This window comes from Microvirga arabica (assembly GCF_016811235.1).
Classification (GTDB): Bacteria; Pseudomonadota; Alphaproteobacteria; order Rhizobiales; family Beijerinckiaceae; genus Microvirga; species Microvirga arabica.
The window spans coordinates 1-19533 of record NZ_JAFBID010000007.1; the positions used below are offsets into that span (position 1 = coordinate 1).

19 protein-coding genes are annotated in these 19533 nt (G+C 63.6%); 11 read left to right on the forward strand and 8 right to left on the reverse strand.

The features are described 5' to 3' along the window. The 6 genes from JQC81_RS05365 to greA all read left to right on the forward strand — a co-directional run. Nucleotides 1-560, forward strand: a 560-nt coding sequence (locus tag JQC81_RS05365; RefSeq protein WP_203270790.1) for an ABC transporter substrate-binding protein, incomplete at its 5' end; no start/stop codon positions are given. Between the two features lie 8 nt (nt 561-568). Continuing rightward, on the forward strand, nt 569-1348 hold the full coding sequence (locus JQC81_RS05370) for an ABC transporter ATP-binding protein (RefSeq protein WP_203270791.1): 780 nt from the start codon (nt 569-571) through the stop codon (nt 1346-1348). Next, on the forward strand, nt 1341-2066 hold the full coding sequence (locus JQC81_RS05375) for an ABC transporter ATP-binding protein (RefSeq protein ID WP_203270792.1): 726 nt from the start codon (nt 1341-1343) through the stop codon (nt 2064-2066). Before JQC81_RS05370 ends, JQC81_RS05375 begins: the two co-directional genes overlap by 8 nt. Then, nucleotides 2063-3085, forward strand: a complete 1023-nt coding sequence (locus JQC81_RS05380; RefSeq protein ID WP_203270793.1) for a branched-chain amino acid ABC transporter permease — start codon at nt 2063-2065, stop codon at nt 3083-3085. Before JQC81_RS05375 ends, JQC81_RS05380 begins: the two co-directional genes overlap by 4 nt. Next, the gene (locus JQC81_RS05385) at nt 3082-4200 is read left to right on the forward strand and encodes a branched-chain amino acid ABC transporter permease (protein ID WP_246520258.1); all 1119 of its coding nucleotides are present in this window, start codon (nt 3082-3084) and stop codon (nt 4198-4200) included. Before JQC81_RS05380 ends, JQC81_RS05385 begins: the two co-directional genes overlap by 4 nt. Nucleotides 4201-4260: 60 nt before the next feature. After that, entirely contained in the window at nt 4261-4728 is a 468-nt protein-coding gene (greA, locus tag JQC81_RS05390; protein ID WP_203270794.1) for a transcription elongation factor GreA, read from the forward strand. Between the two features lie 17 nt (nt 4729-4745). Here the strand turns inward: greA and JQC81_RS05395 are convergent, their stop codons facing one another. The 8 genes from JQC81_RS05395 to JQC81_RS05430 all read right to left on the reverse strand — a co-directional run bounded on the left by JQC81_RS05395 (nt 4746) and on the right by JQC81_RS05430 (nt 14427). Next, complete coding sequence (locus JQC81_RS05395) at nt 4746-6482, reverse strand: mechanosensitive ion channel family protein (RefSeq protein ID WP_203270795.1); 1737 nt, start codon at nt 6480-6482, stop codon at nt 4746-4748. 89 nt (nt 6483-6571) lie between these two features. Next, nucleotides 6572-7021: a RidA family protein gene (locus JQC81_RS05400; RefSeq protein ID WP_203270796.1), complete on the reverse strand. Its 450-nt coding sequence runs from the start codon at nt 7019-7021 to the stop codon at nt 6572-6574. Between the two features lie 14 nt (nt 7022-7035). Next, nucleotides 7036-8220 (reverse strand): acyl-CoA dehydrogenase family protein, encoded by a 1185-nt coding sequence (locus JQC81_RS05405; RefSeq protein ID WP_203270797.1) that lies wholly within the window; start codon nt 8218-8220, stop codon nt 7036-7038. Nucleotide 8221: 1 nt separating this feature from the next. Beyond that, nucleotides 8222-9055 carry an enoyl-CoA hydratase family protein gene (locus JQC81_RS05410; protein WP_210347077.1) on the reverse strand — a complete coding sequence of 278 codons (834 nt, stop codon included), beginning with the start codon at nt 9053-9055 and terminating at the stop codon, nt 8222-8224. Beyond that, nucleotides 9055-9564: a MarR family winged helix-turn-helix transcriptional regulator gene (locus JQC81_RS05415; RefSeq protein ID WP_203270799.1), complete on the reverse strand. Its 510-nt coding sequence runs from the start codon at nt 9562-9564 to the stop codon at nt 9055-9057. The genes JQC81_RS05410 and JQC81_RS05415 overlap by 1 nt, the downstream gene beginning before the upstream one ends. Before the next feature lies 1 nt (nt 9565). Beyond that, on the reverse strand, nt 9566-10333 hold the full coding sequence (locus JQC81_RS05420; RefSeq protein WP_203270800.1) for an SDR family NAD(P)-dependent oxidoreductase: 768 nt from the start codon (nt 10331-10333) through the stop codon (nt 9566-9568). Between the two features lies 1 nt (nt 10334). Further along, entirely contained in the window at nt 10335-12689 is a 2355-nt protein-coding gene (locus JQC81_RS05425; RefSeq protein WP_203270801.1) for a bifunctional salicylyl-CoA 5-hydroxylase/oxidoreductase, read from the reverse strand. 88 nt (nt 12690-12777) lie between these two features. Continuing rightward, nucleotides 12778-14427 carry a benzoate-CoA ligase family protein gene (locus tag JQC81_RS05430; protein WP_203270802.1) on the reverse strand — a complete coding sequence of 550 codons (1650 nt, stop codon included), beginning with the start codon at nt 14425-14427 and terminating at the stop codon, nt 12778-12780. A gap of 379 nt (nt 14428-14806) precedes the next feature. On the opposite strand from JQC81_RS05430, the gene JQC81_RS05435 reads away from it, so the two are divergent. The 5 genes from JQC81_RS05435 (at nt 14807) to JQC81_RS05455 (ending at nt 19531) form a co-directional block, all read left to right on the forward strand. Next, nucleotides 14807-15982 (forward strand): ABC transporter substrate-binding protein, encoded by a 1176-nt coding sequence (locus JQC81_RS05435; protein WP_203270803.1) that lies wholly within the window; start codon nt 14807-14809, stop codon nt 15980-15982. Between the two features lie 141 nt (nt 15983-16123). After that, nucleotides 16124-17044 (forward strand): branched-chain amino acid ABC transporter permease, encoded by a 921-nt coding sequence (locus JQC81_RS05440; RefSeq protein WP_203270804.1) that lies wholly within the window; start codon nt 16124-16126, stop codon nt 17042-17044. A gap of 9 nt (nt 17045-17053) precedes the next feature. After that, nucleotides 17054-18085: a branched-chain amino acid ABC transporter permease gene (locus tag JQC81_RS05445; protein ID WP_203270805.1), complete on the forward strand. Its 1032-nt coding sequence runs from the start codon at nt 17054-17056 to the stop codon at nt 18083-18085. Continuing rightward, on the forward strand, nt 18078-18833 hold the full coding sequence (locus JQC81_RS05450) for an ABC transporter ATP-binding protein (protein WP_203270806.1): 756 nt from the start codon (nt 18078-18080) through the stop codon (nt 18831-18833). The genes JQC81_RS05445 and JQC81_RS05450 overlap by 8 nt, the downstream gene beginning before the upstream one ends. After that, on the forward strand, nt 18833-19531 hold the full coding sequence (locus JQC81_RS05455; RefSeq protein ID WP_203270807.1) for an ABC transporter ATP-binding protein: 699 nt from the start codon (nt 18833-18835) through the stop codon (nt 19529-19531). Before JQC81_RS05450 ends, JQC81_RS05455 begins: the two co-directional genes overlap by 1 nt. Nucleotides 19532-19533 lie beyond the last annotated feature (2 nt).

Here is a 19533-nt window from a genome sequence, read left to right on the forward strand (position 1 = left end):
CCGCCCAGCGCATCTTCGACGCGCTTAAGGACAAGCCGGGCAAGAAGATCATCAACATCATCTGGGCCGGCCAGCACCCGCTGCCGAAGATCGCCGACCTGAAGCCCGAGCGCTTCGGCATCGAGATCGCGCCCGGCGGCAACATCCTGCCGGCCATGCAGATCTACAAGAACTATCCCGGCATGGAAGGCGCGATCTACTACTACCATGCCTTCCCGAAGAACCCGATGAACGATTGGCTCGTGGCCGAGCACCAGAAGCGCTTCAACGCGCCGCCGGACTTCTTCACCGCAGGCGGTTTCGCGGCTGCTTCCGCTGCCGTCACGGCCATTCAGAAGGCCGGCGGCACCGACACCGAGAAGCTGATCACGGCCATGGAGGGCATGACCTTCGAGACGCCGAAGGGTCCCATGACCTTCCGCAAGGAAGATCACCAGGCCATGCAGGAGATGTATCACTTCAAGGTCAAGGCCAACGGCAAGGACGCGAACGACCTGCTCGACCTCGTTGCCACCATCCCGGCCGACAAGATGCCGATCCCGGTTCGCAACAAGCGCTAAAAAGACCCGTGACCGCATCAACGACAACGACGCCCGCGCTTGAAACGCGCGGGCTTACGATTCGCTTCGGCGGCCATGTGGCCGTCAACGACGTGTCGTGCCGCTTCACCCCCGGCACGCTCACATCCATCGTCGGTCCCAACGGTGCCGGAAAGACCACCTATTTCAACCTGATCTCCGGCCAGCTGCGCGCCACCTCGGGCACGGTCATCGTCGGCGGCGAGGACATCACAGGCCTTGCTCCATCGGCCCGCACCAAGCGCGGGCTCGGACGCGCCTTCCAGCTCACCAACCTCTTCCCGCAGCTCACCGCGCTCGAGAATGTGCGCTTGGCGGTGCAAAGCCGCGCCGATGCGGGCTGGTCGCTCCTTAAGGTGTGGAACACGCGCCGCGATCTGGTCGAGCAGGCGGAGGCCGTCCTGGAGCGGGTGCGCTTGGCCGACAAGCGCCACATCGCCCCGAAGGCTCTCTCTCATGGCGATCAGCGCAAGCTCGAGGTCGCGCTTCTCATCGCCATGGAGCCCAAGGTCTTCATGTTCGACGAGCCGACCGCCGGCATGAGTGTGGACGAGGTTCCGACGGTGCTCGAACTCATCAACGACATCAGGAAGCGCGGGGACGCCACAGTGCTCCTCGTGGAGCACAAGATGGACGTGGTGCGCTCGCTCTCCGACCGCATCATCGTGCTGCACAACGGTGCCCTCGTGGCCGACGGCGATCCCGCCGAGGTCATCGCCTCGCCGGTGGTGCAGGAAGCCTATCTCGGCGTGGAGGTCGCCCGTGACTGAGCCTCTGCTGCATCTCTCCGGCGTGCACACGCATATCGGCCCTTATCACATTCTTCACGGCGTGGACTTTGCCGTTCCTGCCGGCGAACTGACCATGCTGCTCGGCCGCAACGGCGCCGGCAAGACCACGACGCTTCGCACCATCATGGGCCTGTGGCAGGCTTCTTCCGGCCGCATCCGCTTCGACGGCAGCGACATCACTACCCGCTCGACGCCGGACATCGCCCGTTCCGGCATTGCCTATGTGCCGGAAGCCATGGGCATCTTCACCGATCTCACGGTTCGCGAGAACATCGTGCTCGCAGCCCGCAGCGGCCCCGTGGACAGGAACCGCCTCGACTGGATCCTCGGGCTGTTTCCCGCCCTCAAGCGCTTCTGGAACCTACCCGCCGGCAACCTCTCGGGCGGGCAGAAGCAGATGCTGGCTATCGCCCGCGCTATCGCAGAGCCCCGCCGCCTGCTGCTCATCGACGAGCCCACCAAGGGCCTTGCTCCCGTCATGGTGCGCAGCATGATCGAGGCCTTCAGAGCCCTGAAGGCCTCAGGCGAAACAATCCTGCTTGTTGAACAGAACTTTTATGCGGCTTCGGCGCTCGGCGACCATGTGGTGGTGATGGACGACGGACGCATCGTGCATTCCGGCGCCATGAGCGACCTCGTGGCGGACAAAACCATGCAGCAGCGCCTGCTCGGCCTCTCTCTGGATGCCCACCAATGAGCGACATGGCTGCCCCATCCACGGCTCCGGCCGAACTTCCCCGCGCCAAGACGGACTGGCTGCCGCTCCTGCTCGTGCCGGCTCTCGGCCTTCTGGCGCTGCCCTTCGTGGGCAGCCCATCGACCTGGGTGACGCTCACGGTCGCGGGCCTCGCCATGGGCATGATGATCTTCCTCATGGCTTCCGGGCTCACCCTCGTGTTCGGCCTCATGGACATCATCAATTTCGGCCACGGAGTCTTCATCTCGCTCGGCGCCTACGCCACCCTCCTCGTTCTTGGCCCCCTGGCCGGTTGGGCGCTGGAGGATTCCATCGGGTTGAACCTGGCGCTCTTAGGCTTGTGCATTCTGGTCGCCATGGGCGTCACGGCCCTGGCCGGAGCCGTCTTCGAGCGCGTGATCGTCCGCCCGGTCTATGGCAGCCATCTCAAGCAGATCCTCGTCACCATGGGCGGCCTCATCGTGACCGAGCAACTGATCCACGCCATCTGGGGCGCATCGCCGATCCCGATCCCGCTGCCGCAATCCCTGCGCGGCGCCTTCGTGTTCGGCGACATCGTCATGGAGCGCTACCGTGTGGTGGCGGTCGTCATCGGCCTTGCGGTGTTCATCGGCATGCAGTTGCTGCTCAACCGTACCCGGATCGGCCTGCTCATCCGCGCCGGCGTCGAGAACCCTGAGATGGTCGAGGCGCTGGGCTACCGCATCCGCCGGCTCTTCGTGAGCGTGTTCATCGCAGGCTCGGCGCTCGCCGGCCTCGGAGGCGTCATGTGGGCGTTCTACCGCCAGACGCTCACCGCCGGCATGGGCATGGAGGTGATGGTGCTGGTGTTCATCGTCATCATCATCGGCGGTCTCGGCTCCGTCGGCGGCTGCTTCGTGGGCTCCATTCTCGTGGCGCTCGTGGCCAACTACGTCGGCTTCATCGAGCCCAAGCTGGCGCTGATCTCCAACATCCTCGTCATGGCCCTCGTCCTGATCTGGCGTCCCCAGGGCCTGTTTCCGGTAGCACGCCGATGAGTTCATCTTCTGCTCTCCCCCTCGCCTTCGACGAGACCCGCAGGCGCGGCGGCATCCTGACCTCTCTGCTGTCGTCCGACCTGCCCCGCTCGCGGGCCCTGAGCGTGATTCTCTTCTCCATCTTCGCGCTGCTGGCCGCGACCCCATTCCTGTTCTCGGGCAGCCAGCCCGTGGGCACGGCGGCGAAGATCTGTGTGTTCATCGTGCTGGTCGCAAGCTACGACCTGCTGCTCGGCTATTCCGGCATCGTGTCCTTTGCCCACACCATGTTCTTCGGCATCGGCGGCTACGGCATCGCCATCGCGCTCGAGCGCGTGAGCCCCACCTGGGGTTCGGTCGCCATCGGGTCGGCGGCGGCTCTCGGCTTGTCGGCCGTCCTGGCGATCGCCATCGGCCTCCTGTCGCTCCGGGTACGCGCCATCTTCTTCTCGATGATCACCCTGGCGGTCGCGACCGCAGCGGCCGTTCTGGCCTCCCAATTGTCCGAAATCACCGGTGGCGAGGATGGACTGTCGTTCCAGCTGCCGCCAGCGCTTCGTCCGGCCTTTCGGGTCTTCTCGGAGCCGGTCTTCGGCACCATGATCAACGGACGCCTGCTCGCCTATTACCTTGTCTTCGCCGTGTCGCTCGTGGTCTTTCTTGCCCTGCTGCGCATCGTGAACTCCCCCTTCGGCCGCGTGCTGCAGGCGATCCGGGAGAACGAGTTTCGGGCCGAGGCCTTGGGCTACCGGGTTGTCGCATACCGCACAGCGGCCTCGGTCATCTCGGCTCTTGCCGCGACGATTGCGGGTGCCCTCATGGCCTTGTGGCTGCGCTACAACGGGCCGGACACCACTCTGTCCTTCTCGATCATGATCGACATCCTGCTTATGGTCGTGATCGGCGGCATGGGCACGATGTACGGCGCCGTCATCGGGGCGGCCCTGTTCGTGCTGGCCCAGAGCTACCTTCAGGTGCTGATGGGGGCCGGAAGCGCGGCACTCGCGGGCATCCCGCTCCTGCCCAACCTCATCCACCCGGACCGGTGGCTCCTGTGGCTCGGCGCCCTCTTCATCATCAGCGTCTACGCCTTCCCCGGCGGCATCGTCGGTCGCCTGAGGCAAGGCAAACCCTAAAGGTTAAAACGGGAAACTTAGCCGGGTTCGGACGTTTTCCTCCTAGGCGGAGGAAGCGCCATGAGCCGTGCCTTTGTTCGTGAATCTGAAGGTGGAGAAGCCTTCGAGGACCTACCTGACCGGTCGATCAGCCCCCACCATCTCGTCACGCCAGCGGGGCTAGCCCGCATGGACTCCGAGATCGAGTCGCTGGAGAAGCGCCTTTCAGAGGCGCAGCTCAGGGATGACAAGGCCGAAGTCGCCCGCCTGTCTCGTGACCTACGCTACTGGTCGGCCCGCAGGGTCTCGGCGGAGGTGGTGCCCCCACCGACGGACACGTCCCACGTCCGCTTCGGTGCCGAAGTGACCTTCGAGCGCGAGAACGGACGACGGCAAACCTACCGCATCGTCGGTGAGGATGAGGCCGATCCGGCGAAGGGCAGCCTCTCCTACGTCTCGCCCCTCGCGCAGGCCCTGATGGGCAAGGAGGTCGGGGATACCGTCACAGTCGGGCCGGGACAGGCTGAGATCGTGTCCATCACCCTCTGAGACCGCTCGATCTCAGTTCATGCAGGGTCCTTGAGCGGCACGACGTTGTCCGTTGAACCGGGGGCTGGCGCATCCGTGGATGCAGCAGCCAGCATCCTGTCGCGCAGCATGAGGTCGAGTTCCTGCTGGATCTGCAGGAACTCGCTCCATTTCGACGTGCTGATCAGGGCACAGATCTCGACCTTGGGCTTCTCCTCCTGCCCCTCCCGCAGCCGCGCCTGGACGGAGCCGCGCTCGATTCTCGGGTGTTCCGCCACAAGGGCAGCAACGGCCTCGATCTCCTGGCGGATCGCCGCCGTGTCCGTAGCGAGCAGCCCGATGACCCGGTCGTAAGGCATCCGGTCGCGGTTGGTCAGGTTGATGATGTTCATGTTCACGAAGGTGGCGTTCGGAATCGTGATCAGGGTTCGGTCGAGGCCCCTGATCCGCGTCGAGCGAATCCCGATCTCCTCGACCCGGCCTTCGAGAGTGCCGAACCGGCACAGGTCGCCCACCCGGACCGGGCGGTCTGCATAGAGAATCAAGCCGCCGATGAAGTTCTCCAGGGTCGGCTTGGCCGCAAGGGCAACCGCCAGGCCGCCGACCCCGAGACCGGCCAGGAGACCGGCGAGCGGAATACCGAGATAGGAGGCGCCGTAGATGAGGAGGGTAACGGCGGCGGCAAGACCGGCAACCCGAACGGCAGCCCGTGCCAGATGGGCGTCAATGCTTTTCGTCGCCGTCAGGTAGAGCTGTCCGGCAACAGCGTTGGAAAAGGCAATGACGGCCCAGATCATGGCGATATAGGCGGTGCCTTCGGCGACCTCCTCGACGACGTTGTTGACCTGGCCTGTCAGGTTGATCTGGTTGTCGCTCATGTAGCGCACGAACAAAGCCGCTGCTGCAACAGCGCCGGGCACGATCACACCTGCGAGGACCTGCGCCACTGCGCTTAGAGAGGCGTCGGCATGGCGCGCCAGCAAGCGCACTCCCAGGACAATTCCGGCAGCGAGGCCTGTCGCGAGGAAAAATGCGATCCATTGCCAGACCGCCTGCCCTTCGATCTCCACCTTCAGGGACACCGGCAGGGCTTCGATCACGCTGAACCATTTCGGCGGCAGCAGATGGCCCGGGGACTGGCTGAAGAAATCGTAGAAATCGATTGTTGCGCCGCTTAGATTGGGCTCGTTGCGAACCATGCGATAGAATCTCTCAAGCCCGAGCACCGTCCCACTCGAGAACAGGTACTCTCCAGCCCTTGGCCCGTCGGCGATGCGCACGATCCGGAGGTCCGTTCCGGGCACATTCCAGCTTGCCGGCGGCTTCGCCGCAATCTCGTCGTCACCGGGTATCAAACCCGTATCCGGCAACCGGACACGGTCGAGGATCTCTTTCAGGAGAATGACGGATTCAAGCCTCCGGTGCTCCAGCTCGACTGGGGGAATATCCCGCAGATCGAGGGTCTGGGAGGCTCTGGCCAGCAGGGCATCGGCCTCCGCGGCTTTCCGGGCAACGCTTTCACTCAAGAACAAGCCAGGTTCGGACCGGCTCTCCCGGTAAGCCTCCATGAGCCGAGCCGTTGCGCGCGATGTGTCGGCGCGGAAGCCCTCCAGGGTCGCCCGGGGGCTTGATGTCTGCGCCGGAGACAAGAAGCCGAGGCCGCCGAGCGCCTGGGGCGTTCCAAGGACCTGCAAGACGATGAACAGAACCAGCAGAAGCGCGCCAACCAGCGGGATGGCCATCTCGCGCAGTGCGCGTCGCAGGGAAATCATCATGACGCCTTCCCGGTCATGGGATCCAGGGCCCGCCATCCTAGTCTATCAGGCAGGACCTTCCAACCGACTGTCAGACAAGGCAAAGGCCGTCAGGTGGTGGCCCGACGGGGAATGACGGCCGTTGCCTCGATCTCGATCCGGGCGGCCTTTTCCACGAGGCGCACGACCTGGACGAGCGCCATGGCCGGGTAGTGGGTGCCGAACACCTCCCGGTAGGCGCGGCCGAGTTCACGCAGATGCGCAAGATACTCTTCGATGTCGACCACATACCAGGTCAGCCGCACCAGATGCCGGGGCTCAGCCCCTCCCTCCGCTAAGATCGCCCGGATATTCTCGAAGATCTGGCGCGCCTGCGTGACGAAGCCATCGGCAAAAACACCATTCTCGTCCCAGCCGACGATGCCGCCGGTGACGACGATCCTGCCTTCCGCCATCATGCCGTTGGCATAGCCTTTCGGGGAAGGCCAGTGCTTCGGGTTGAGAACTTCGGGACCATCATCGGCGACGGGCAAGGGAGCCTCTCCAACAGCGGCTGTCATCGGCATTCTCCCCTTCAATGCTTGGATTGCTGCGCGTGCAGCTTCAGGAGCTCCCGTGCAATCACGACTTTCTGCACCTCGGTCGCTCCCTCGTAGATCCGCAGAGCCCTGATCTCGCGATAGAGCTCCTCGACTTTCACGCCCTTGGTCACGCCAAGGCCGCCGAAGATCTGGACAGCCCGGTCGATCACGCGCTGCGCCTCTTCCGTAGCATGCATCTTCGCCATGGCGGCCTCGCGGGTCACGCGCTCCGCGCCTTGGTCCTTTGTCCACGCGGCGCGATACACGAGGAGCGCAGCCGTATCGACACCTGTCGCCATGTCGGCGAGTGAGGCTTGCGTCAACTGCAACTCGCCCAACGGAGCGCCGAAGAGCTTACGAGACGATGCGTGCTGCAGCGCCTCGTCAAGGGCACGGCGGGCTAGTCCGAGAGCCGCCGCTCCCACGGTCGAGCGGAAGACGTCGAGGGTCGCCATGGCCACCCTGAACCCATCCCCCGGACCGCCGACGCGCTGCGAGAGCGGCACGCGGCATCCTTCGAACCGAAGGGTTGCGAGAGGATGAGGCGCGATGACATCGATCCGGTTCTCGATCGTCAGTCCCGGTGTCTGCGCATCGACCACATAGGCCGACAGGCCCTTCGCTCCGGGCGCCTCGCCAGATCGTGCGAACACCACATAATGGTCCGCAATGCCGCCGTTCGAGATCCATGTCTTCACGCCGTCGAGGCGCACATGATCGGATCCATCCGGCACAGCCGTCGTGCTCATGGCGGCAACATCCGAACCGGCTTCGGGCTCCGACAGCGCGAAGGCTGCGATGGCTTCACCGCGTGCGACTGGCGGCAGATATCTGTCCTTCAGCGCCTCGGAACCGAACAGGGTGATCGGACCCGTCCCGAGCCCCTGCATGGCGAAGGCGAAATCCGCCAGACCGTCCTGATAAGCAAGAGTCTCGCGGGCAAGGCACAGAGTGCGGACATCGAAGGTCGGTAACAGGCCGCCATAGGCCTGCGGCACGACAGCCTTGAGCCATTCGCCTTCGCCGAGGCGGCGTACCAGATTGCGGCAGGAAGCGTCCATGTCATGGTGATCAATGAGAGGACGGACTTCATGTGAAGCCCAGTCGCGCAAGCCATCGGCGAATTGCCGATGGCGAGCCTCAAAAAAGGGCCAGGAGAGAAAGCTCGTATCGACCACGTCAATCTCCCTTGAAGACCGGCTTTTCCTTGGCCGCGAAGGCGCGGTAGGCGCGGGCGAAGTCCTCGGTCGTCATGCATAGAGCCTGGGCGACAGCCTCGGCCTCAATGGCCTCTTCCACCGACATAGCCCATTCCATTGCGAGCATGCGCTTCGTCATCGTGTTGGCATAGGTCGGTCCGGTGCCGATCATCCGAGCCAGGTTATGCGCCTCGCTCAGGAGTTCGCCGGAATCGACCATGCGGCTGAAGAAGCCCCAACGCTCGCCCTCGTCGGCGCTCATGAATCGGCCTGTGTAGAGCAGTTCCGAGGCACGCCCCTGACCGATGATGCGGGGGAGGATGGCGCAGGCGCCCATGTCGCAGCCTGCAAGACCCACCTTGTTGAACAGGAACGCCACCTTTGCGCTAGGAGCCGCAAGGCGGATGTCGGAGGCCATCGCCACGATGGCCCCCGCGCCGGCGCAGATACCCTCCACAGCCGCAATGATCGGTTGCGGCGCGGCCCGCATGGCCTTCACGAGCTCTCCGGTCATGCGGGTGAAGGCGGTGAGGTCTTTCGTGTCCATCTCGACCAGCGGGCCGATGATCTCGAAGACATCGCCGCCGGACGAGAAGTTACCGCCGGCGCCGGTCACGACGATGGCTTTCACCTCCTCGTCCTTTGCGCAGGCATGGAAGAAATCCGCCAACTCGCGATAGCTCTCGAAGGTAAGCGGGTTCTTCTTCTCCGGCCGATTGAGCGTGACCGTCGCGACAGGCCCGTCGACCGACAGGAGAAAATGGCGCGGCTCGTAAGTGGCGAGCGGCAACGTGATGGAATTGGCAAACTGCATCACTGGCCTTCTCCTTGGATGGCGCGCCGTGCCGACAGCTTGGTTTTTCCGAGAAGGTGCATCAGTTCGCTCCGATCCTTTTCCGTCAGATCGCCGAAGAGTTCTGCAATCCAGTGCTCATGCTCGGCCGCCATGGCGCGAAACTCGGCGCGGCCCGTCTCCGTCAGGCGGATCACCGACGCCCTGCGGTCCGTCGGAGAAGCTGTGCGCACGATATGGCCGGAGGCGACGAGCCGGTCGACGAGACCGGTGAGATTTCCGTTTGAGACCATCATGCGCTTCGAGAGGTCGGACAGGGTCATGCCCTCCGGCACCTTATCGAGCTGGGCCATCAGATCAAAGCGAGGCAGCGTGACGTCGAACCGCTCACGCAGGCGGCTGCGCACCTCGCCCTCGATAAGAGTGGTGCAGGTGAGGAGGCGCAACCAGAGGCGCAGTTCCTCCCGGTGATCCTCCGGCATCTCGACTGCCTTGGTTTCGGCGTCGAGCGGAATTGCCTGATCGTCCATCCTAGATTTCTCCCCCGGCCATCACGATGGCCTGCCCCGTCACGGAGCGTGCTTCCTCGCTGCAGAGCCAAAGCACTGCACCGGCCACCTCTGATGGGTCAATCAATCGGCCCTGCGGGTTATGTTTCACGAGTTCCCCCAGGGCTTCCTCTCGCGTCCTGCCCGTCTTCGCCATGATCGTCTCGAGGCTCTCTGCCACGAGATCGGTGTCGGTAAAACCCGGACAAACGGCATTCACGGTCACGCCGGTTTTGGCGGTCTCCAGCGCCAGGGCGCGTACGAAGCCGATCACCGCATGCTTGGCGGCACAATAGGCGCTCACGTAGGGATAGCCCTTCAGCCCTGCCGTTGAGGCGACGGCAACAATGCGTCCGAAGCCCCGCTCCGTCATGGAATGCAGCACGGCCTGAGCCACGTTCGTGACACCGAGCAGGTTCACGTCCAGCATCTGCCGAAAGACCTCAGGGCCGGATTTCATGAATGGCGCGGAAGCCGCACCGCCGGCATTGGCGATCATCAGATCGACTGGCCCATAGCGTGCAACCGATTCCTGCACGGCGACCTGCACTCTCTGCGTATCCGAAACGTCCGCCACGGCAGCCGCGTGAGCATCGCCCTGCATGATGGCCTGTTCAAGCGTCGCGGGGTTGCGCCCCACGATCGTTACGGTCGCCCCGGCTTTGGCGAGCGAGGCCGCGATAGCCCGGCCGATCCCACGGCCGCCACCCGTGACCAGTGCATGCCGGCCTTTGAGAGTTGTCATGCTCATTTCATTCCGCCGCGAGGGGCTTCTCGCCGGCCTCCATCTTCAACTCGGCGCGTGTTTTAGGCTTGGCCTTGATCTTCAGCTCTTCAAGGTCTTGCCGGTCACGCACGGAGTTACGGAAAATCTGGTCCCGGCCGGCATGATATTGCGGCGGGCAATGGATGCCGGCGGCGCCATACCAGGCCGCAGCCTTCATGGTGAAGAACGGATCCACGAGATGCGGTCGCCCGAGCGCCACGAGATCGGCCCGGCCCGCAGCTAGGATCGTGTTCACCTGATCAGCCGTCGTGATGTTGCCGACGCACATGGTGGCGACGCGCGCCTCGTTTCGCACCTGATCGGAGAACGGCGTCTGGAACATGCGCCCGTAGATCGGCCGCGCCTCCCGCACGGTCTGCCCGGTGGAAACATCGACGAGGTCGACCCCGTGCTCTGCGAAGGCGCGGGCGACCTCGACCGCTTCCTCACCCGTGACGCCCCCCTCGGCCCAATCGGTCGCGGAAATGCGAACCGACATGGGCTTGTGCGCAGGCCAGACCATGCGCATGGCGTCGAACACCTCCAACGGATAGCGCAGGCGGTTCTCGAGGGAGCCGCCATACTCGTCCGTGCGCCGGTTGGTGAGCGGCGAGATGAAGCTCGCCAGCAGGTATCCATGCGCACAGTGGAGTTCGAGCATGTCGAAGCCGGCGCGCTCGCCACGAATGGCCGCTTCGACGAACTGCGCCTTGATGGTGTCGAGTTCCGCCCGCGTCACCTCGCGCGGCACCTGGCTGTCCGGGAAATAGGGGATGGGAGATGCTGAGCAGATGTCCCAGCCCCCCTCTTCCAGCGGTCGGTCGATGCCCTCCCACATGAGCTTGGTGGCACCCTTGCGGCCGGCATGGCCGAGTTGCAGGCAGATCTTCGTCTCCGAGTTCGCATGAACGAAGTCGACGATCCGCTTCCAGGCGGCCTCCTGCTCGTCGTTCCACAGGCCGGTGCAGCCGAGCGTGATGCGAGACTCAGGCGAGACGCAGGTCATCTCCGTGAACACGAGTCCAGCCCCGCCCGTAGCACGGGAGCCGTAATGAACGAGGTGAAAGTCGTTCGGCACACCATCTTTGGCCGAATACATGTCCATCGGCGACACCACCACCCGGTTCGCGACAATCATCTCGCGCAGTCGGAACGGCTGGAACATGGGGACAGTGGGGTTCTCAACTGCAACGTCGAAGCCCTGCCGGCGCACCTGTTGGGCAAAGGTCTGATCGACGGCCGCGACGAAATCGGGAGCCCGCAGGCGCAGATTATCGTAGGTGATCGCCTTGGCGCGGGTCATCACGCCGAAAGCGAACTGCACCGGATCGAAGTCCCAGAAGCGGGCCACATGCTCGAACCAGACCAGCGACACGTCGGCCGCGTGCTGGGTCTTCTCGACCTCCTCGCGCCGGCCCGTCTCATAGAGCGCCAAGGCGCCTTCGACGCTCCGCTCACGACGAATGGCTTCATAGAGCGCAATCGCATCCTCCATGGCGAGCTTCGTGCCCGACCCGATGGAGAAATGCGCCGAAGCCTTGGCGTCGCCGAGCAGCACCTTGTTACCCATGACCCAGCGCTTGTTGCGGATCATCGGGAAATTGCGCCAGATCGAGCGATTGGTAAGAATCCGGTGCCCGCCCAGAAACCAGCCGAAGATCTGCTCCATGAGCGCGGCGGATTCAGCCTCGCTCTTGTCCCTCAACCCGGCCCGCTCGAAGGTCTCCGGGTCTGTTTCGAACACCCAAGTCGAGCGGTTCGCCTCATACTGATAGGCATGGGCGATGAAGGGACCCCACTCGGTCTCCTGGAAGATGAAGGTGAAGGCGTCGAGCGGCCGGGTCGAGCCCATCCAGGTGAATTTGTTCGGCCTCAAGTCGACTTCAGGCTGGAAGTGATCCGCGTAGCGCTCCCGGAAGCGGCTGTTGATGCCGTCCGCCACCACGACCAAATCCGCATCCGTGAACAGGCTCTCGTCATCGACATCCGCTTCGTAGCGCAGCGTGACGCCGAGTTCCTCCGCCCGATCCTGCAGGATCAGGAGCAGCGTGCGGCGCGAGCAGCCGCAAAAGCCGTTGCCGCCGATCCGGTGCTCGGTTCCCCTGAAATGGATCGCGATGTCGTCCCAATAGGCGAACTCCCGGACGATCCGCTGGTAGCTCGGCAGGTCGTACTTTTCGAAATTGTCGAGGGTCGCATCGGAGAAAACGACGCCGAAGCCGAAGGTCTCGTCTGCACGGTTGCGTTCATAGACGGTGATATCGGATTCCGGCCGAAGCTTCTTCAGCAGGATTGCGAAGTAAAGCCCCGCCGGGCCGCCACCGATGATTGCCGTCTTCATGGGTTCTATCCGAGTTACGGAATTTATTTTAAGCTTAAAATAACTGGCGATCAACCTGGAAGCCGATCGTCAGGCTTCAGCCTTATCCTTAGACACCCATCGCCTCCTGCGGCTTGGCCACGTCCTGCGCAATGCGGCGCAGCTCGAAACGCTGGAGCTTGCCAGTCTGTGTTCGGGGTAATGCGTCCACGAATTCGATCAGGCGCGGATACTTATAGGGAGCGATCTCCTGCTTCACGTGATCCTGCAACGCCTTGGTTAGCTCGGCGCTTGGCGCATGGTCCGGACGTAGAACCACATAAGCTTTGACCACGATACCGCGGCCATCGTCCGGCGCTCCGACGACGCCGCATTCTGCCACAGCCGGATGGGTGAGGAGCGCCGCCTCGACCTCAGGCCCCGCGATGTTGTAGCCCGCGGAGACGATCATGTCGTCGGAGCGGGCCTGATACCAGAAGTAGCCGTCCTCATCCATGAGGTAGGTGTCACCCGTGATGTTCCAGCCATCCTGCACGTATTTGCCCTGCCGCTCGTCGGCGAGATACCGGCATCCGGTCGGTCCACGGACTGCGAGACGGCCGACGCTCCCGGGCGGCAGGTCGCGCCCCTCTTCGTCGATGACCTTCGCCTCGTAGCCTGGAACGGGTTTGCCGGTTGCACCGGGGCGGATCTCCTCCTCCCTGGCAGCGATGAAGATGTGCAGCATTTCAGTGGCACCGATGCCATCCATAAGTCGAATGCCCGTCGCATCCCTCCACGCCTCGAAGGTGCTCTTCGGCAGGGGCTCGCCAGCCGAGACGCATTTGCGCAGGGACGAGATGTCGTAGCCTTCCAGCTTCGACAGCATGGCGCGATAAGCTGTGGGCGCGGTGAAGCAGATCGTGGCCTTGTACTGCATGATTGCCGGCAGAAGATCGTCAGGACCGGCTTTCTCCAGCAGCACGGTCGAGGCTCCGACGCTCATGGGGAACAGCACGATGCCGCCGAGCCCAAACGTGAAGGCAAGCGGCGGCGAACCAATGAAACGGTCGCTCGACTCAGACCTCAGCACGTTGCGCGAATAGGCGTCGCAGATCGCCAGCATGTCACGATGGAAATGCATGGTTCCCTTCGGCTCGCCTGTGGTGCCGGAGGTGAAGCCGATCAGGCACACATCGTCCGCTGCCGTGTCGACAGCCTCGAACTCGCATGATGTCCCGGCGATTAAGGCTTCCAGGCTATCTGGCTTGCCTGAACCCCAATACACCACGTGCTGGAGATCAGGCGCCATGACTTTGGCGCGCTCCATGTCCTCTGCAAGACGGTAATCACAGAGCGCGATGGTGATCCTGGCCTTGTTCAGGGGATAGGCGATTTCCTTGGCGCGAAGCAGCGGCATTGTCGCGACGACGACGCCGCCGGCCTTCAGCACGGCCAGATAAGCCGCCACCATCATCGGATTGTTGGCGGACCGCAGGAGCACCCGGCTACCGGGCACGAATCCGAGCCGCTGGACCAGCACGTTGCAGATCCGGTTCACCCGCTCCTGAAGCTCGCGATAAGTGAGCGTCTCGGCCGGACTGATGAGGCAAGGCTGGTCGCCTCTGCCCGCCTCGACCCATCGGTCAAGAAACGCTGCGGCGCAGTTGAGCCGCTCGGGATATTGCAGCTCGGGGCGGTTGAAAATGAATGTCGGCCACTGGTCCCTGGGCGGAAGGTTGTCTCTCGCGAAGGTATCCACATGCGCCGTGTCCGCCATCGTCCGCTCCTCCGTTCGATTGTGGAGCAGGAGAGCAATGCCGCGCGAGCCCGTGGAGCTTGGGCCCGATGTGCCGAGGACCGCGAACGCGCTCCTCAGGCTCTCTTGTCCCGCTCCTCACGCAGCTGTCATCCCACCAGCCTTCCCCTGCGAAACAATCCACTTGAAGAAGGCAGAAATTATTTTAAACTTAAAACAATACTTGGCAATCCCAATTTTGGGGATGCCGGTGCGAGGGCTCCTATAAAGGGAGTGTTCGCCAGAAACGTTTTGCGGCAGAGTAGCGCCGCCCCTTCCGTCGAGGCGCCTTCGTCCCGCCGGGAACAATCTCGTAAAGCACGGCAAACGTGCGCAGGGAACAGCCACTCGGGAGATCACGATGAACGCAACAATCAAAACCCTTGGCCTTGCAGCGGCCGTGACTCTGGCTGCAGCACCGGCCATGGCACAGGAGAAGCTGAAGGTCGGCCTTCTCCTCACCCTTTCCGGCCCATCGGCCGTGCTCGGCCAGCATGCGCGGGATGGCTTCCAACTCGCCATGAAGGATCTCGGCGGCAAACTCGGCGGACGCGACGTCGAGGTGATCGTCGTCGACGACGAGCTGAAGCCGGACGTCGCCGTGACGAAGGTCAAAGGCCTCATCGAGCGCGACAAGGTGGACTTCGTCGTCGGGCCGATCTTCTCGAACGTTGCCGTCGCCACCCACAAGCCGATCACCGACTCGAAGACCTTCTATATCAGCCCCAATGCCGGCCCGTCGAACCTCGCCGGCAAGAGCTGCGATCCCTACTTCTTCGCAACCTCCTACCAGAACGACCAGAACCATGAGGTTCTGGGCAAGGTCGCGGAGAACCGCGGCTACAAGAAGGTATATCTGCTGGCGCCGAACTACCAGGCCGGCAAGGATGCGCTCGCGGGTTTCAAGCGGCACTACAAGGGCGAGATCGTCGAGGAATCCTACGTTCCGCTCAACAATCTCGATTTCCAGTCGGAGCTCGCCAAGATCGCCTCGATGCAGCCGGATGCGATCTTCACCTTCATGCCAGGCGGCATGGGCGTGAATCTCGTCAAGCAGTACCGGGCGGCGGGTCTCGCCGACCGCATCCCGTTCCTCTCCGCTTTCACCGTCGATGAATCGACGCTGCCGGCGCAGCAGGACGCCGCGATCGGCATGTTCGGCGGCTCCAACTGGGCTCCGAACCTCGACACGCCGCAGAACAAGAAGTTCGTGCAGGACTATGTTGCAGCCTACAATTCCGTGCCGGCTTCCTACGCCATGCACGCCTACGATGCGGCGCTCCTCATTGACAGCGCATTGAAGGCAACGGGCGGCAAGGCCGACGACAAGGAAGCTCTGCGCACAGCCCTCAAGAAGGCGGAATTCAAGTCCCTGCGCGGCGACTTCAAGTTCGGCGCGAACAACTTCCCCGTTCAGGATTTCTACCTAGTGAAGGTCGGCAAGCGTCCGGACGGCAAGTTCCAGACCGAGATCGTCGAGAAGGTGTTCGACGATTATGCGGATGCCTATGCGAAGGAATGCGCGGCGACGAACTGAGCCGCAATCCGACTTGCCCCGCCCCGTTCAGGCCTCGCCTGATACGGGGCGGGCCATTATCCCGAGAACGCCGCCGGCATTCTCGCCGAGGACGACGCGCCGAGGCTCGCCCGGTGAACGTCCGCCGCCAGTGAAGCGCCGATGACCGCGACCCTCCTTCTGATCCAGACATTGAACGGCCTTCAGTTCGGCCTGATCCTGTTCCTGATCGCCGCCGGGCTGACGCTGGTTTTCGGCGTCATGGACTTCATCAATCTGGCGCATGGCGTCCAGTACATGATCGGCGCTTACCTGATCGCGGCCTTCAGCGCCTGGACAGGCGGCTTCGGCTGGGGGCTCGTCTTAGCCCTTCCGACCGCGCTGGCCTTCGGCCTTCTTCTGGAAGTGCTCGTCTTCCGGCACCTCTACGAGAGAGATCATCTCGATCAGGTGCTCGCCACCTTCGGCGTGATCCTGTTCCTAAACCAGGGCGTAAAGTTCGTCTGGGGCGCGGCTCCCCTCAGCGTGCCGGTGCCTGATATCCTGTCGGGCTCCGTCGAGATCGCGGACGGGCTGCTCTATCCGGTCTATCGCCTCGCCATTATCGCGGCGGGCCTCCTCGTCGCCGCTCTGCTGTACGTGCTCGTCAACTTCACGCGGGTCGGCATGCTGGTGCGCGCAGGCGCCACGAACCCCCAGATGGTGTCGGCGCTCGGTGTCAACATCAAGCGGCTGTTCATGATCGTCTTCGGGTTCGGGGCCATGCTCGCGGGCTTTGCGGGCGCGATGGTCGCTCCAATCCTGTCCGTGCAGCCCGGCATGGGCGACAATATCCTCATCCTGGCTTTCGTGGTGATCGTGATCGGCGGCATCGGGTCGATTCGCGGGGCCTTCCTGGCGGCGCTCCTGATCGGTCTGGTCGACACCATCGGCCGCTCCTTCGCACCGAACCTGCTGAGGCTCGTCCTCGATCCTTCGGCGGCGAGCCAGACCGGGCGGGCCATCGCACCGATGCTGATCTACATCTTCATGGCGGGGGTGCTGTTCTTCCGTCCCTCCGGCCTGTTTCCGGTGAAAAGGTAAGGCGCGGTCATGACGGAACTCACCGGAACGCAGACCGCTCCAGCGCCCTCCTCGAGCATGCGAATCGACAGCATCCCTCTCGTCCTCTTCGCAGCCTTCGCCGCGGCTCCCCTCCTGGCCTCCGCCTCGGGTGCGGAGGGGTATGTCCTGTCGCTCCTCACCCGTATCATGATCTTTGGCCTCGCGGCCATGTCGCTCGACCTCATCCTCGGCTACGGCGCGCTCGTGAGCTTCGGACACGCGGCCTTTCTCGGCATCGGAGCCTATGCCGTCGGCATCCTGGCAAGCCATGGGATAGAAGACGCGCTGATCCAGATCCCGGCCGCCCTCGGGGCCTCCGCGTTGTTCGCCTTGGTGACAGGCGCGATTTCGCTGCGGACGAAAGGGGTCTACTTCATCATGATCACCCTCGCCTTCGCGCAGATGCTGTTCTTCCTGGCCACATCCCTCGCTCCCTATGGGGGCGATGACGGCCTGACGCTCCCGAACCGCAGCCTCATTGCGGGCGCCGGCCTCCTGGAGAATGACTACGCCTTCTATGCTGCAACGCTCCTTTGCCTCATCGGTGCTTATCTGCTTTCACGGGCCATCGTCACATCGCGCTTCGGGCGCGTGCTGCGCGGCACGAAGGAGAACGCCGTGCGCATGGAAGCCGTCGGCTTCCAGCCCTTCCGCTTCCAGCTTGCTGCCTATGTCATCAGTGGGATGATGGCGGGCCTCGCAGGCTGGCTCATGGCCAACCAGGCGGAGTTCATAAGCCCCGCCTTCATGACATGGCAGCGCTCGGGTGAGCTGATCTTCATGGTGGTGCTTGGTGGGCTCGGCTCCCTGCATGGCGCGATCATCGGCGCCGCGGCCTTCCTGCTGCTGGAAGAGTTCCTTCCGGAAATCCTCCACGCGGCGAGCTTCCTTCTGAACGACGACATCCGCTCGCGGCTGACGGAAAACTGGCAGATGGTGTTCGGCCCCCTGCTCATCCTGATCGTGCTGTTCGCGCGAGGCGGTATCATGGGCCTGCTGCGGAGGCCGCATCATGGCTGAGCCCCTGCTCGAACTCCGCAGCCTGCGCAAGAATTACGGCGCGCTCGTCGTCACCGACCATGTAAGCCTATCGGTTCGGCCCGGCGAGTTGCATGCGATCATCGGACCCAACGGCGCGGGCAAGACGACGCTCATCCATCAGGTTTCCGGCATGCTACCGTCCAATGCGGGCCAGATCCTGTTCGCCGGCGAGGATATCACGCATCTGTCCATGCCGCAGCGGGTCAAACGGGGATTGGCGCGCTCGTTCCAGATCACGTCGATCCTGCCCGGCTTCTCCGCAATGGAGAATGTGGCCCTTGCGGTTCAGGCCCGCTCCGGCTCGAGCTTCCGCTTCTTCGGCAACGCCTCGCAGGAAAAAGGCCTGAACGGCACCGCCATGGATTGCCTCAGCGAGGTCGGGCTTGGCGCCCGCGCCCACATTCCGGCCGGCCTCCTGTCCCATGGTGAGAAGCGCCAGCTGGAGCTCGCCATCGGGCTTGCAACGAAGCCGAAGCTGCTCCTCCTCGACGAGCCGCTGGCCGGAACGGGGCATGATGAGTCACAGCGAGTGGTCGAGACCCTGCGACGCCTGAAGAGCCGTTTGACCATCGTCCTCATCGAGCACGACATGGATGCGGTTTTTTCCCTTGCGGACCGCGTTTCCGTTCTCGTCTACGGGCGCGTCATCGCCACCGATACGCCGGAGCGGGTCAGAGAGAATCCCGAGGTGCGCGCCGCCTATCTCGGCGACGAGGAGATGGTCTGATGCTCTCCGTCCGTCAACTCCAGGCCTCCTACGGGGCAGCCCAGGTTCTGTTCGACATCTCGCTCGATGTCGGCGCCGGCGAGGTCGTGACCCTGCTCGGGCGCAACGGCATGGGCAAGACCACCACGGTGCGCTCCATCATGGGCCTCCTGCGCCCGCGGGGCGGCGAAGTACGCTTCGACGGTGCCGTCGTGACGGGACTTGCACCCTATCGGATCGCCCAGACCGGCATCGGCCTCGTGCCGGAGGGACGCCAGGTCTTCCCGACCCTGACAGTCGAGGAAAATCTCATCGCCACAGCGTCCAACCGAACGGGCCTGGGCCGCTGGACCCTCAATGCCGTGTACGACCTCTTTCCGCGCCTCAAGGAGCGCCGCGGCAATCTCGGAACGCAGCTTTCCGGCGGCGAGCAGCAGATGCTCGCCATCGGCCGCGCCTTGATGACAAACCCGAAACTGCTCGTCTTGGACGAGGCAACGGAAGGACTGGCACCGCTGATCCGCGCCGAGATCTGGACCTGCCTCAAGCGCCTCAAGGGTGAGCGTCAATCGATCCTGGTGATCGACAAGAACGTGGGCGCGCTGGCGACCTTCGCCGACCGCCACGTGATCATCGAGAAGGGGCGGTCGGTCTGGACGGGGACCAGCGAAGAACTCATGACAGATAAAGGCGTGACGGACCGGTATCTGCACGTCTGAGG